This is a genomic window from Faecalicatena contorta (assembly GCF_022835095.1).
In the GTDB taxonomy this organism is placed as follows: Bacteria; Bacillota; Clostridia; order Lachnospirales; family Lachnospiraceae; genus Faecalicatena; species Faecalicatena contorta.
The window spans coordinates 4,308,620-4,322,578 of sequence record NZ_BQNQ01000001.1; the positions used below are offsets into that span (position 1 = coordinate 4,308,620).

A 13,959-nucleotide genomic window follows, 5' to 3' on the forward strand; every position below is an offset into this window, starting at 1 on the left:
GACTATTTCGTAATTTTCGCATTTGGATAGATTCTTTCCATCCTGCTGTCCGGAAAATGCTCATCCAGGAAGTCTCCGACTGCTGACTTCTCCGTTTTTCCGGTATTTCTCTCCGTGTACCTTCCCAGTGCCATACCCGAAAGCAGCATATTGACAATCATAAATACGATCATTACATTGCAGATCACCTTTCCGGCGCGCATGGGAATCTTTTCAATCCACCCCGAAATCTTCGGATAGATTCCCTTCATCCAGATAACGGCTGCGATCCCCCAGAAGAAACAGTACAGCAGATTAATCCGCCCGCCCAGATTGAATGCAAAGTCACTGTAATCCCAGAAAACGGTTCCAAATACCAACTCCGTAAATACACTGCAGATATACTCGTAGGCCCCGCCCAGGACAGTTCCAAACAGAAAGATGAAGCTGTCGCTTTTCTCTCTGTATTTATAAAGTATCAGTGTCAGAATCGCACAGGCCAGCCCCCATACGATGCTGAAAGGCCCATACACCACACTGCTGCGGCTCATCAGTTCCCCGCTCGTTATCAGGCAGAAGATGGTTTCCACAATGTCTCCCAGAAATGCGCCAATAAAGAACAGGGAAACCAGCTTGTAAAAGCTGCACCCCTCTGCGAACACTTCCGGCCTTTCCTTTTCCTCCGCCGTTGCCGCAGCAGGCTCAATATCCGGAAATGCTTTCAGCATACGGTTCTGAATCCGGCGTGTAAGTGCATTTTCCAGAAATTTTGAAGTCTTATGTAATTCTTCCGTGATCTGGCTGATCCGCTTGTTTTTCTTCAGCCCCAGAATTGCAATTGCTGAGCCGATACTGTCCACTGCAAGCAGGATCACCGCCGTCCAAACAAGAATCACTCCCGCCAGTTCCGGCACCAGAGATACAACCCGTAGCAGCAGCGGATTGATAAACCGGAGAGTCAGAACTGCACAGATTCCCCAGAGTACGGAGCTTTCCAGGCACACATAACCTTCGATATGGAAACGCCGTTCTGAATAGTTCCACCATTTTTTATGAAAAATCTTTTCCATCAGCCGCCCGGTCATATATTCTATGAAGGAGGCCAGTATCAGTCCGCCCAAAAACAGAAAGAATACGTGGTTCTTCAATTCCGGCAGGAAAACGGCAAATGCGGCAGCACCGGCTCCGTATATAGGGCAAAGCGGGCCGTTCACAAATCCCCGGTTGATAAACTTATGTTTTTTAACTGCTGCAACGGCAACCTCGCCGCACCATCCCACAAAGGAATAGATAACGTACAGCCAGAGCAGTTCATATCCTGTGTATTCCATGATTTCTCCCATCTTTTTCAGTAAATATTTTCAGCCTGCGAGACACATTGTAGCACAAAGTCTTCTGAATTACAGTGGATTATAAAAAATTTATCCCCAAAGAGTATGTACAGAGGGTACTCTTTGGGGATATCAATCATTTCAGGCGAAAGCACCTATAGTCTAACTTCTATGCCTGCAGTAAGAAACGACTGTCAGGATGGTAAACAGCACTGTGTTCACAGCTGCAGCTGCCACCATGACACAGGGCGTCCAGAACGCCTGGCTTCCCAGATATAAAAACCGGGTATCCAGCAGTGCATATAAAAAGCTGTTTCCCATCCCGGTTCCTCCGGAAGGCAGGATCGCACAAATCCATTCTGCCAGGCTGCCACCCCAGAAATTGCTGAGAAATATGGGGAGGATACAAAAAATCAGCGCCGTTATGGCGGAGGCAAATACACTTTTTAGTCTGCTGGATAAAAACAGGGTAAAAAAGATTGTGGCAAGTAATGTCAGATACCCTATCCCAATAACAAGCATCTGCAGCCGTCCTACCGTCATTTCAACAAAAGTAATTGCAGAAAATGCAAACTGGATATCCGTTTGTCTGGCTTCCCATCCGAATGCCGAATTGACTGTTACTGTGAAAATTGTCATGCAGACTGCATATATTATGGTCAGAATCGTAAAGCATGCGAGCAGTTTCACCGCTGCAAGACGCCGCCTTCCGTGCCGGGTACAGCGCAGGATCTGGTCGGATTCTGTCTGGTACTCTACCGAAAATATGGGGGCCGTAATTACCACTCCAACTACAGCCATTAAAAACACCATAATCCCAAAATATTCTATGGCATTCGTGTCCGTGCCGGGATAATAGGCAAATGGTTTCTCTACCTTTTCATACATGGCTGTTGCTTTTTCCCTGGCCTGCGGGTGGTCCGGCTGCTCCATATTCATCAGATCCACCAGATGCCGGCTGCACTGCTCATAAAACTTTCCTGCCTCTTCTGCCGTCAGATCCATCGTCTCTGCCGCAATTCCTGTTGTATCATCTGCGTACACTTCAGCCAGTTTACTGACAATAAACGAAACCGGCGCTATTTTTTTATTGTATTCTTCCACCGGCATTTTTTCATCATAAACCCCATTTTCATACTGTCCGGCGCATTCCTGATATTGCGCCAGAGCTCGGACAATCATCTCCGGCGTAATGATTCCCGAATACTCCGCCTGCTCTGCCTTGACCAATTTTATGGCCTCCAGCCCTTTTACCTTTACCTTATTCCCGGCCTCATCCTGATACGTATATCTTACAAAGCTGATCGGAGCATACGCAAGAAGGGCAGTCAGCACAATGGCTCCCAATATCACGATCAGCACAGACCTCGTTTTCAGAATTCGCTTTAGTTCCATCAGATAAAGTCTCATATCAGCATTCCTCCTTTCCCGATTCCTCCTGCGGGAAAAGCCACAGATACAAATCTTCCAGTCTCGGACGGGCCTTCACTGACTCCGGGAAAACCGGCTTTTCAGACAGATAACGGACGGAAACCGAATCGCTGTTATCATTGCGCAGGTTTACGATTCTGGCCTTCTGCTCTGCACGGTGCACATCATAGGGCGGGATCTGTGCATTCCAGACCTTTCCTTCCATCATCCCCACCAGCTCTTCCGTGGTGCCTGTTGCCACAATATGCCCTCCTTTCATTACCGCATTCTGGAAGGCGATATATTCCACATCCGGTACGATATGTGTAGAGATCAGCACGATCCTGTTCTGAGCAAATTCAGAGAGCAGATTGCGGAAACGCACTCTTTCCCCCGGATCCAGGCCGCTTGTGGGTTCATCCAGTATGAGAATTTCCGGTTCATTTAAAAGAGCCTGGGCAATGCCCACCCTCCGCTTCATTCCTCCGGACAGCTTTACGATCTTTTTATTTTGTACATCTTCCAGCGTAAGCGTTTCCATCAGTTCTGCGATCTTCCGTCTTGTCTCCTTACGTGTCAGCCCTTTTAGCACTGCGACATATTCCAGATAATCTTTTACGGTAAATTCCGGGTAAAAACCAAATTCCTGGGGCAGATAGCCAAAAATATTCCGGTAGGCTTCCCCCAGCGCGCCAATTTCAATATCGTCATACTTCACACAGCCGGATGTAGGCCTCATGATCCCCGCGATCATTCTCATCAGCGTCGTCTTACCTGCCCCGTTTGCGCCAAGCAGCCCCCAGATCCCCGGAGTAATTGTCAGACTGACATCCTCTACGGCTGTCTTATCCTTATATTTTTTTGTAAGGTTTTCTATTTTCAGTTCCATTTCTGCTCCTTTCATTTCCGTTGCCTACTTTGCTGCTCAATGGATTCAACAGGATGCCGGTCCATCCGCAAAGCTGTTCGTCTTCCAGATCCGCCTGAGCTGATATGCACAGACTGCAAGGCAGAATATACATGCCGTCCACCCCACAGCCGCCGGCAGATCCGCCAGACTCCCTGTCCCGGTCCGGTCCATTATAAAAATGAGGGCAAGAATGCATACTACCGCCGCGTTGCAGCTCTTTACATAAGACTGAATCCTGATATGTCCGAGCAGACCGATGCAGAGACCGCTCACAGCCAGAAATGGCAGCAGGCTCGAAAAAACAATCTCCCGGAAATGGTATACATTTTCTGCTGCCGTCAGGCCCATCATTCCCCCGATCAGTACAACAGCCCCCGCTTCCGTAATCAGCAGCCTGGCCGCCATCAGCCGTCCTGCGGAGAACAGCGAGGCACTCTCGATCTCTGACATCCGGTAACGGATACTTCTTCCCATCATCGGAACTGCCATCCACGCCAGCATCACAGCCATCGCAAATAGAAGATAGGGCAGATGCCTGGAGGCCGCTTCCATATTCCCTAAAATAGTATGAAGAGCACAAAACATTCCAACCAGCGCCAGCAACTGTAAACACCATATTTTCCAGCCGATAAATCTGACCTGGCGCAGAACCAGTTCACCAAATCCGATCCTTCTGGTCCTGGACAGGCTGTTCTGCCTGCTTGTATAAATAGTTTTCACCATACCGGCCGTTTTTTCCAAATGTTTTTCACAAATCTCCGGTTGTTTTTCCCGGAACTCTTTTCTAAGCTCCGTTATAAATGCATCATTTTTCATCTCCATCACCCCGCCATTCCTGCATATTTTGCAATGTTCCCTCTTTGTCCTGCCCTGCAGCAGCCGTCTTTTTCAGCCTTTTCAGTGCATAACGAAGCTTTGACTGTACCGTTCTGACTGGCAGCCCGGTAATCTCCGCAATTTCCCGCAGTTTCATCTCCTGTCCATAACGCAGAAAGACCAGTTCCGACATTTCTTCTGGAAGCTGCCTGACAAGCCTCAAAAAGTCCGTATCGTCCTCTGTCTCCTGGAAGGAGGGATCCGCCAAAGGCACTGCCTCCAACACCTCGGCCTCCACGGGCACCTCACATTTGCTACGGCTCATATCAATGCATGTATTCGCAGCAATCCGATAGAGAAATGCACGGAATCTGCCCCGGTGGGCATACCTGTCCATATAGCGGACAGCCTTCAGAAATGTCTCCTGCACCGCATCCTCTGCATTTGCCTGGTTAGAGGTATGCCAGCAGCAATACCGGTATATTTCCGGATAATACATACCGACCAGCTCATCCAGCCCCTCCATATTCCCCTGTTCTATTTGTTTAAAAATTTCATTTTCGCGCGTCAATTTTTCCTCCTCAGGGCGTCCCCTACTAATAATAACGGATGGGATTCCTGAAATGATTTAAATTTTCTAAATTAAAATAAATATTTTTTAAGAGACAGCCAAATCGTAGATTCTGCCGCCTAAGCCGAGTATACATTCCGCTTTCCCGCCGCCTGTAATCTTTCATATCCTCCCATATCTCCTGCGGTCTGTCAACTTGGTGTATCAGACAGACAAAAAAGCAGACAAAAAGAAGGCATATCCCTGGTTAAACATGATAACCGGGGTATGCCTTTTTTTATCTGTTACTTTCTTTATTTTTCAATTTCCTGCAGTTAAAGAATCATTCCCATCTTCTTCAGCCTGCTGCGTATTCCGCCCTCTGAGCGGTGATGCACTTCACTGATCTCCTTAATCTTCATACCGGATTGGTACTCTTCCTTCAGCCGCTCTTCCTCTTCTTCGGTCCATGCCGCGTACGCCTGCACAACGCCCTGTGAGACCAGGCTGTCCCTGTATGCCTCAAATCCGTCTTTGATGGTTACTTTCTTTTTACCCGTCTTTTCGTCCAGTTCCTCTTCCGGCTCTGTCTTTGGCTCTACTTCCTCCGCCCGGATCCCTTTTTCTTCCATATATGCCTTAACCATGGCCATAAATTCTTCGCCGTACTTTTCATATTTATTTGTTCCGACCCCGTTAATCTCAAGCATGGCCGCCTTATTAGAAGGAAGATAAGTACTCATCTCTTTCAGCGTCCTGTCCGAGAAAATGATATACGGCGGCACATGGTTCTCCTGTGCTATCTCATACCGTTTCTGACGAAGTCGTTCAAACAGATCCGGATATTTCACGTCAACCACTTTCTGCTTCTTTTCCGCCTTCTGCTTTGCAGGTGCTTTTTCCACTTCTTTGGGAAGTTTGAGGATCACCGGTTCCGGAGTCTCCTCCCAGACCAGATTCCTTCCCATTTCTGTCATTTTCAAAACCGGGTATTCATTCGTGGTCAGGAACAGATAGCCCTTCACCAGCAGGTCATTCATAATCTGCCGGATGCGGATCAGCGTAACTTTTTTCAGCGTACCGTAATAAGGATTTCTGTCCAGCCTGAACTGGCGTACTTTTGCATTTTCAGATCCATGAACCGCATCGATAATCGCGTTGATGCCATACCGTTCTCCGCTTGTCCTGACCAGGTTGATCAGACTGACTGCCTCCTGCGTCACATCAATATCCTGAAATTCCATCAGGCAGTTCTCACAATTTCCGCAATAATTACCGCCGTATTCTCCAAAATAGCGCAGAATATAATCGCGCAGACACTCATTTGTAAAACAGTAAAAGGTCATTTTCCTGAGCCGCTCATTGTCCCGCTCCCGTATCAGTTCCCGCTCTTCATAATCCAGATCTTCGTTCTCTGTCTGCCTGCCGATCAAAAATTCATTGATCTTCACATCCTGCCCGGAATACAGAAGTATGCACTCCGACGGCTCCCCGTCACGCCCGGCACGCCCAGCCTCCTGATAGTAGCTTTCAATATCCTTGGGCATATTGTAATGGATGACAAACCGCACATTGGACTTGTCAATCCCCATACCAAACGCATTCGTCGCCACCATGATCGGTTTAATATCATAGATAAAATCTTCCTGATTTTGTTTTCTCGCGGAATCCGACAGGCCTGCGTGGTACTTTGCCGTCATGTAGCCTTCCCGAAGCAGGGCTTCGTGGACCTCTTCTACATTTTTTCTGGTGTTGCAGTAGATAATTCCGCTCTTATCCCCATTCTTCTGAAGATACGACAGCAGCTCCGCCATCTTATTTTTAGGCTTTTTCACCGCAAAATAGAGGTTCTTTCTGTCATACCCCGTAACCATGACCGTCGGTTCCTGCAGTCCCAGAATACAGACAATATCCTCCTTAACTACCTTGGTGGCAGTTGCCGTATAGGCCGCAATAACCGGTCTTTTCGGCAGCATATTGATGAAATCCACGATCTTGAGATAGCTGGGCCTGAAGTCCTGCCCCCATTGGGATATACAGTGCGCCTCATCCACAGCCACCATGGAAATATTTACACAGCTGACCAGCGATAAAAAGGACTCCGTCAGCAATCGCTCCGGCGCCACATATATGATCTTGTACCTGCCGTTTCTGGCATTGTCCATCGCTTTTCTGTATTGAACCTCCGTCAGGGAACTATTAATGAAAGCGGCGTGAATCCCCAGCTGGTTCAGCGCCGTCACCTGATCCTTCATAAGAGAGATCAGGGGGGATATGATGAGGGAAATCCCCTCAAACAATAACGCCGGGACCTGGTAACAGATCGACTTGCCGGCCCCGGTCGGCATGATCCCCAGGACGTCTCTTCCCTGCAGTGTGCTTTCAACCAGTTCCTCCTGTCCGTCACGAAATGAATCGTATCCGAACACTTCTTTCAAAACTTTATATTTATCCATTCATTTCCTCTTCCTGTAAATTGATGCCATTGGCTATTACATAATCTGTCAGATGTTCCTTCTGTCGAATTCTTCCCGCAGCCATAAAGCATCGTCTATTGTATTCTTCCAGCCGTCCCGTTTTAAATCAACCCGCCAGCCGTCTTCTGTCCAGAGTACCTCCACGCCCTCGTTTTGCAGCATCTGCTTCTGTAAATCCGGCGTGGCAAATGCCGCGGCTCCGCTTAATATCCCTCTCGCGTTCACCACACGGTGAGCCGGCGCATCCTCCCCCGCGAGCCCGCGGCTCAAGGCATACCCAACCTGCCTGGCATGCTTCGGTTTTCCGCACAGCAGCGCGATCTGCCCATATGTAGAAACTTTTCCTTCCGGAATGATTGAGCATACCAAAGCCGTTCTTTTATAAAAATCCATAATCACACCCGCTACTGCCTTTAATCTTGTTAAAATCCCTTTAGCTTTTAGTATATATCACTCCTTGTGAAACTGCAATATCGGGATTTGAGGACGAATCTCGGCGTAGATGGGGTGCGCCAAGCGAACTGGAAGCGGCTATTCGTGTTGCGCATCATGCTAAAATAGACTTTGAAGTTTTTATGTATGGGATCTTTGGAATGTTTACGGATGAAACTAGGAAATTCAAACCTATTTTCTAAAATTTTTTTATACAATCTGAAGAGCTTCGATAGATATTGGGACTTCTGTTTGATATAATGATATAATATGAAGCATAGATGAACGAAGTTGTGTCTTCCTGGCGGTATAATTCCGCTATGCTGTGAAATAAGTTCTACATAACAAACAAATTACAAAAAGGAAGCGATTGCATTGCACAGTAATACATCTCAGGATGAAAAATACCGGATGATGACGGAGGCGCCCATCCCCGGATTGATTGGCCGGCTGGCTGTTCCAACGATTATCAGTATGCTGATTACCTCATTTTATAATATGGCCGATACATTTTTTGTCGGCCGGATCGGCACCAGTGCGACAGCGGCGGTAGGGGTAGCATTTCCACTCATGGCTGTGATTCAGGCGCTGGGCTTTTTTTGCGGACACGGGTCGGGGAATTCTATTTCCAGAAGGCTTGGTTCTAAAGATGCGGATGCAGCGGGGCAGCTGGCGGCCACGGGATTTTTCCTGGCTCTGTTCCTCGGTTTTGCAGTAATGGCACTGGGACTGATTTTTCTGAAACCGCTCTGCATTGTACTTGGTTCTACGAAAACGATTCTGCCTTACACGGAGCAGTACCTTGGGATCATACTGATTGGCGCCCCCTATATGACTGCACAGCTTGTATTGAATAACCAGATCCGTTTTCAGGGAAATGCTTTTTATTCCATGGTCGGGATTACCATCGGGGCGGTCCTCAATATCGCGCTGGACCCGCTTTTTATCTTTGTCTTTCACATGGGGATCTCGGGAGCCGCCATTGCCACGATACTCAGCCAGTTCGTCAGTTTTATTCTCCTGCTGGCCGGCATCCGGATCTCTGGGTGTATCCCCATCCGGTTCCGCAGCGTCCGGTTCCGAAAAGAACGGCTGCGGGAGATCCTGGGCGGCGGGCTGCCGTCGCTTTTCCGGCAGGGACTGGGCAGTGTCGCTACCATGACGCTTAATATTGCCGCGAATCCCTATGGGGATGCCGCGATTGCCGCCATGTCCATTGTGAGCAGGATTACCATGTTTGCCAGTTCGGCTCTGATCGGGTTCGGACAGGGATTCCAGCCGGTCTGCGGATTTAACTATGGCGCTAAAAAATATGGCCGTGTCAGGGATGCTTTCTGGTTCTGTGTGAAGGTCTCCACCGTGGCCCTGTTCATCCTGGCGGTCACCGGTGCGCTGCTGTCCGGCCATCTGGTCGGCATTTTCCGAAATGATTCGGAAGTCATCCGGATCGGAACGACGGCGCTTCGGTTCCAATGCCTGACTTTTATACTGAACGGATGGATTATTATGAATAACATGATGATGCAGACCATGGGGAAGACTGGATATGCTTCCGTGCTTGCCTCCGCCCGGCAGGGGCTTTTCTTCATCCCGGCACTGCTGATTCTGCCCCGGCTCTTCGGCCTGTTTGGCATCCAGATGGCGCAGGCAGTGGCTGATGCATGTACCTTTGTCATCACAACAGTCTTGTACCGCATTGTGATGAAGCAGATGCGTGGTGAGGAATTAGTAAGCAAAACTGACCGTTAATAACAGCAAGTTAATGATTATTCGAGGTACTCGCCTGAATACATCAATTCTTCGAGATATTTTATATGCTTCTGAGAAAGGAGGAACTTCTTATGATACTCTGCATTGACAGAACTCCATGCAAGGTCTGATACGGACGAAACTGCATGGAGATAAGAATAGGAAGCGTTTCATCTCTGCACTGTTTGACTGATGCACTGGTGCAGCAGCGCTTGACTATTTTTCGTCCAACCGGACTTTGCATTTTTAATATGACGATTTCAGTGAATTATTAAAAAGGAGCAAAGTCAAATGAAAAACTTTAAAAAATTATTTCAGGGATTACACTCATTCATCCTTCTGTGGGCAACCCAGTCATTTTCAGAACTGGGGAGTTCCATGACCAGTTATGCGCTTGTTATCTGGGCTTACCAGCAGACCGGATCCGCGCTTACATCCGCTCTGCTGACGGTGTGTTCTTATGCCCCCTACGTGCTGCTGAGCATCTTTGCAGGCGCTTTGAGCGACAGATGGGATAAGAAGCGCACCATGCTGGTATGTGACAGTCTCGCGGCAGTCAGCACCTTACTTGTTTTCTTTCTGCTTGGGACGGGGCGCCTGGAAATCTGGCATTTGTATCTGATCAATGGTTTTAACGGATTGATGAACACCATCCAGCAGCCTTCCTCGGACGTAGCGGTCAGCCTGCTCACGCCAAAGGAACAGTATCAGCGGGCCGGGGGGATGCGTTCATTCTCCAATTCCCTGATCACAATCCTGTCCCCGGTCATTGCCACCGCCATTTTTTCGCTTTTCGGAATGACGGCTGTTATTGTCTTTGATTTTCTGACGTTCGGGACTGCTTTTATTACACTGGCATTTTTTATTCATATTCCTGCCGTTAAGGTATCCGCCGGGAAAACGCAGGAATCAGTCCTGAAAGCCGCGGGGAAAGGACTTCAATATCTGGCCCGGAATCAAGGGATCTTTTACCTGATTCTTTTTCTTTCAGCCATCAACCTGACCGCCTCCATGTACAACGCGGCGCTCCCGGCAATGCTTTTGTCACGTAATGGGGGAAGCGAGGCCGCCCTTGGGCTGGTCAATGCCTGCTCCGGAATTGCAAATGTAGCGGGAAGCCTGATTGCTTCTTTTGCTTCGAAACCAAAAAGCCGGGTAAGGGTGATTACCAATTCTCTGCTTTTTTCCATGAGCACAGAGAATTTTTTGCTGGCACTGGGACACAGTACACCCGTATGGTGCCTGGGCGCACTGCTTGGATGGCTGTTCATCCCGATTATGAATACGAATATGGACGTACTGCTTCGCACCCACATCCCTGTGGAGCTCCAGGGACGGGTATATGCCATCCGCAATACCTTTCAGTTCTTTACCATTCCGATTGGATATTTTCTGGGGGGGATCTGCGTAGATAAGGTGTTTGAACCATACATGAGCCAGAAGGCGGCTGACAGCCTGCCGGGGCTTTTATTCGGCACCGGGAAGGGAAGCGGTGCCGCAATGCTGTTTTTAATACTGGGATTTATCGGTGTGATAACCTGTCTCATATTTCGGAAAAACAAACACATCTGGGCGCTTGAAGAATAGCCGGCTGTGCGGATTTTAAATCAGAAAATGCCTCTCCTGATTCAGCATCAGGGAGAGGCATTTTCCACTTCGTCATCGTTCGTACGTCCGCTGGAAAACGTAAAAGGCTTTTCCAGGTAGTACCTGTTTGTTAATCAGACAGACCTGCAGCCTTCTACCGTGATTTGGGGCATCTGGAAATAAGTCGTAAAGCCGAGCTTCAGGATATCCCCAAACTCTATTTGCTCGGGCGGCAGATAGACATGTCCCAGTTCACTGGGTACCTTTTTGTATCCATTTTCTTCGAGTTTCTCATCCTTGCCGGCAAACCTTGCCAGCACCTCCACATAGGAGCCGCCTCATGTGCTGCACGCGCCAAGGAACAGCACGAGGTCTTTCTGACCCTTTTCGTTCATGTATTCTTTCAGATTATTACTCATTATAACCTTCATAACATGACCTCCTTTTCTTTAATGTTATCATTGTACACCATCTGTCTGGAAAAATCTGTGATTAAGTCACATAAAAGGGGTCTGACCCCTTTGCCCTCCGTTTTCAGAATATTCTGAATTTATCTCTGGGGCATTTTGAATTCTTTCAGCGCCTGATTTAAATATTCATTGAATGGAGCCATAAGCCGAAATCGTTCAGCCGCAAACTGGATGAAAGTATCCTTGTTCTCTAGTCTCTCATCATTAAAGTTGTCTTCAATATACCAGCTTTTGTTTTTTAAGTACTGCGCCATAGGGTGTTCGGCGTTGTACCCTTTTGGGACGTTTTTTAACGCACTGCCTTTGATTGCAAAACCTGCCTTGCTGTCTTTGAATTGAGGGGATTCCACGATCTCCCGCAGCTCTGCTCCGTGGCCGTTTATATAGTCTCTTACCATGGCTGTGGCATCCCGGAACATGTCAGCAAATAATCCGCCCCCTAGAAATGATCGGTCTCCCGGGCGGATACACAGGAAATATCCGACCGGCACGGGCAGCTTGCCGGCAGGGGATATATGGCATCGAAAAGCCGGATTGTACGGGGACTTGTCATTGCTGAACCTGGTGTCCCTCATCAGCTTAAATGTAAGTTCCTTGGGCTGGAAGTTCAGGATTCTGGCATCATCTTTGCCAAGCTTAGCCATCAATCCGGCGATGATCTCTTCAAACTCCCCGAACGCCTCCTGGTACTCCGCCTTATGGGAATGAAACCACTCGCGGTTATTGTTCTGTTCTAATTTACTAAGATAAGTAATTATTTTTGACATGGTGCGCCTCCTAATATTCCTGAATCTTTTTCATCTGAGAAGAATTCAATACCATTACCATTCTTTCCTTTATCGTCTCCGGGGTCTGGTACATCGGAAGTTCGTCAAATACAAGCGAAAGCTCGTCCAGCTTTTCCATCTCGTCTTTGTACTCTTCCAGCACCTTGTCTTCAAGGGGATGGAGCTTGAGATACTCCAGGCGCTCCGGGCTGATTCTCTTCTGCCGGACCGCATATTCCACCCGTTTCCTGCAGGTGCACATTCCCACGCCGGACAGCCCGCAGTATTCTGCAAGAAATGCGGCTACCTTCCCGCGGATTCTGGAAAGTTTCTGCCGGAAATTCTCTGGAGACATCTGCAGGATCTCCCCCGCGGTACGACTGTTGATTCGAAACATTGTGCCCAGAATAAAAATACATCGGCTCTCTGCATCGAGACATTGCAGCATCACATTGGTACAGGACAATTTCAGTTCCTCCGCCATCTGCTGCCTGCTCTCCTCCTCAATCAACCCCTCCGTCTCATCCAAAACCGCGTATTTGATATCATTTCCATAAAATTCAAAATCCAGCGGCTGGTGCGCAAACATGGACTTTTTATAATTCAGCAGATAATTCACAGTAATCCGGTACACCCATGTTTGAAAATCGCTTTCCCTCCGAAATGTCCCCAGATTCGTCATAACACGTACCAGTATCTCCTGGGCTGCATCCTCCGCATCCGGGATTGTCCCCAACATCCTCAGAGACAGATTAAATACCATATCCTGAATTCCGGCCAGAAGTTCCTCCAGCGCATCTGCATTCCCACCGACTGCAGATTCTATAAGCACATTTTTGTTATCGTTTGCTTCCTTCATCTTATCCTTCTCCTAACTGTGTATTTTTTCTTACTTTAAATTAGACACCAATCGCTTCATGGTGTGACAGATATTCTCAAACTTTTAGCATAATAAATATATTATATCATCTTTCATGAATTCATCTTCCGTATCCCATTTGTATTTTGGTTATTTACACACGATCCATTCCCTGCACTTCTTAATTATAATCAAGGCAGCAGCAATTCCACTCTATCTATCATCAAATGTCTTTATATAAATCTGGGAATCTCTTCTTTTTTTTATTTCTTCAGACTCTTTTTCTTCTTCATCAAGTTCTTGAACCTGCGCATCACCTGTACCTGAAAGAGCTTCAAGCATCTTGGCTATCTCATTCATGGCTATGGGACCTGAACCCAAGGACAGGATCACCATTAGGGTGATAAAAAACTTATATATCTTTTTCTTCATTATATTCCTCCAATCCAATCTCTGCTTCGCTCTAATAATAGGTATGCGGTTTATACCCGCTATCTATTTGCATACAAAAAAGAAGCCATTGTCTGATTCTATAAATGACTTATAACCACCAGCACACTTGCAATAAAGGATTCGTATGGTCGTATATATTTATGCTTTGGCCATGATTTGGGAAGGAATT

At 47.6% G+C, this 13,959-nt stretch carries 13 protein-coding genes; 2 read left to right on the top strand and 11 right to left on the bottom strand.

Features of this window, described 5'->3' with window-relative positions; all coding sequences use genetic code 11:
- Positions 1–2 precede the first annotated feature (2 nt).
- The 7 genes from MWG26_RS19280 to MWG26_RS19310 all read right to left on the bottom strand — a co-directional run bounded on the left by MWG26_RS19280 (position 3) and on the right by MWG26_RS19310 (position 7,866).
- A complete protein-coding gene (locus MWG26_RS19280) occupies positions 3–1,310 on the bottom strand; it encodes a putative ABC transporter permease (protein ID WP_025656005.1) in 1,308 nt (435 codons plus the stop codon).
- A gap of 162 nt (positions 1,311–1,472) precedes the next feature.
- Entirely contained in the window at positions 1,473–2,720 is a 1,248-nt protein-coding gene (locus MWG26_RS19285; RefSeq protein ID WP_025656004.1) for an ABC transporter permease subunit, read from the bottom strand.
- A 1-nt stretch (position 2,721) separates the two neighbouring features.
- Entirely contained in the window at positions 2,722–3,609 is an 888-nt protein-coding gene (locus tag MWG26_RS19290) for an ABC transporter ATP-binding protein (protein ID WP_025656003.1), read from the bottom strand.
- Positions 3,610–3,654: 45 nt separating this feature from the next.
- Positions 3,655–4,452, bottom strand: coding sequence for a hypothetical protein (locus MWG26_RS19295; RefSeq protein ID WP_025656002.1), 798 nt, complete (start codon positions 4,450–4,452; stop codon positions 3,655–3,657).
- On the bottom strand, positions 4,436–5,017 hold the full coding sequence (locus MWG26_RS19300; protein WP_025656001.1) for an RNA polymerase sigma factor: 582 nt from the start codon (positions 5,015–5,017) through the stop codon (positions 4,436–4,438). The genes MWG26_RS19295 and MWG26_RS19300 overlap by 17 nt, the downstream gene beginning before the upstream one ends.
- Positions 5,018–5,331: 314 nt before the next feature.
- Positions 5,332–7,452, bottom strand: a complete 2,121-nt coding sequence (gene recQ / locus MWG26_RS19305; RefSeq protein ID WP_025656000.1) for a DNA helicase RecQ — start codon at positions 7,450–7,452, stop codon at positions 5,332–5,334.
- 48 nt (positions 7,453–7,500) lie between these two features.
- A complete protein-coding gene (locus MWG26_RS19310) occupies positions 7,501–7,866 on the bottom strand; it encodes an MGMT family protein (protein ID WP_025655999.1) in 366 nt (121 codons plus the stop codon).
- Positions 7,867–8,316: 450 nt separating this feature from the next.
- Here MWG26_RS19310 and MWG26_RS19315 point away from each other — a divergent pair, with 450 nt between their 5' ends.
- Complete coding sequence (locus MWG26_RS19315) at positions 8,317–9,654, top strand: MATE family efflux transporter (RefSeq protein WP_044926929.1); 1,338 nt, start codon at positions 8,317–8,319, stop codon at positions 9,652–9,654.
- Between the two features lie 291 nt (positions 9,655–9,945).
- Positions 9,946–11,241, top strand: a complete 1,296-nt coding sequence (locus tag MWG26_RS19320) for an MFS transporter (protein WP_025655997.1) — start codon at positions 9,946–9,948, stop codon at positions 11,239–11,241.
- A 134-nt stretch (positions 11,242–11,375) separates the two neighbouring features.
- Here MWG26_RS19320 and MWG26_RS19325 read toward each other — a convergent pair whose 3' ends face one another.
- The 4 genes from MWG26_RS19325 to MWG26_RS19340 form a co-directional block, all read right to left on the bottom strand.
- Positions 11,376–11,567 carry a hypothetical protein gene (locus MWG26_RS19325; protein ID WP_025655996.1) on the bottom strand — a complete coding sequence of 64 codons (192 nt, stop codon included), beginning with the start codon at positions 11,565–11,567 and terminating at the stop codon, positions 11,376–11,378.
- 224 nt (positions 11,568–11,791) lie between these two features.
- Entirely contained in the window at positions 11,792–12,478 is a 687-nt protein-coding gene (locus tag MWG26_RS19330) for a DUF2461 domain-containing protein (RefSeq protein WP_025655995.1), read from the bottom strand.
- A gap of 10 nt (positions 12,479–12,488) precedes the next feature.
- Positions 12,489–13,337, bottom strand: coding sequence for an RNA polymerase sigma factor (locus MWG26_RS19335; protein WP_025655994.1), 849 nt, complete (start codon positions 13,335–13,337; stop codon positions 12,489–12,491).
- A 213-nt stretch (positions 13,338–13,550) separates the two neighbouring features.
- Entirely contained in the window at positions 13,551–13,769 is a 219-nt protein-coding gene (locus MWG26_RS19340; RefSeq protein WP_025655993.1) for a hypothetical protein, read from the bottom strand.
- Between the last annotated feature and the right edge of the window lie 190 nt (positions 13,770–13,959).

Coding starts and splice junctions, on each gene's coding strand:
- MWG26_RS19340 (WP_025655993.1), bottom strand. CDS start 13,769: ATGAAGAAAAAGATATATAAGTTTTTTATCACCCTAATGGTGATCCTG.
- MWG26_RS19320 (WP_025655997.1), top strand. CDS start 9,946: ATGAAAAACTTTAAAAAATTATTTCAGGGATTACACTCATTCATCCTT.
- MWG26_RS19280 (WP_025656005.1), bottom strand. CDS start 1,310: ATGGAATACACAGGATATGAACTGCTCTGGCTGTACGTTATCTATTCC.
- MWG26_RS19295 (WP_025656002.1), bottom strand. CDS start 4,452: ATGGAGATGAAAAATGATGCATTTATAACGGAGCTTAGAAAAGAGTTC.
- MWG26_RS19290 (WP_025656003.1), bottom strand. CDS start 3,609: ATGGAACTGAAAATAGAAAACCTTACAAAAAAATATAAGGATAAGACA.
- MWG26_RS19310 (WP_025655999.1), bottom strand. CDS start 7,866: ATGGATTTTTATAAAAGAACGGCTTTGGTATGCTCAATCATTCCGGAA.
- MWG26_RS19335 (WP_025655994.1), bottom strand. CDS start 13,337: ATGAAGGAAGCAAACGATAACAAAAATGTGCTTATAGAATCTGCAGTC.
- MWG26_RS19285 (WP_025656004.1), bottom strand. CDS start 2,720: ATGAGACTTTATCTGATGGAACTAAAGCGAATTCTGAAAACGAGGTCT.
- recQ (WP_025656000.1), bottom strand. CDS start 7,452: ATGGATAAATATAAAGTTTTGAAAGAAGTGTTCGGATACGATTCATTT.
- MWG26_RS19315 (WP_044926929.1), top strand. CDS start 8,317: ATGATGACGGAGGCGCCCATCCCCGGATTGATTGGCCGGCTGGCTGTT.
- MWG26_RS19330 (WP_025655995.1), bottom strand. CDS start 12,478: ATGTCAAAAATAATTACTTATCTTAGTAAATTAGAACAGAACAATAAC.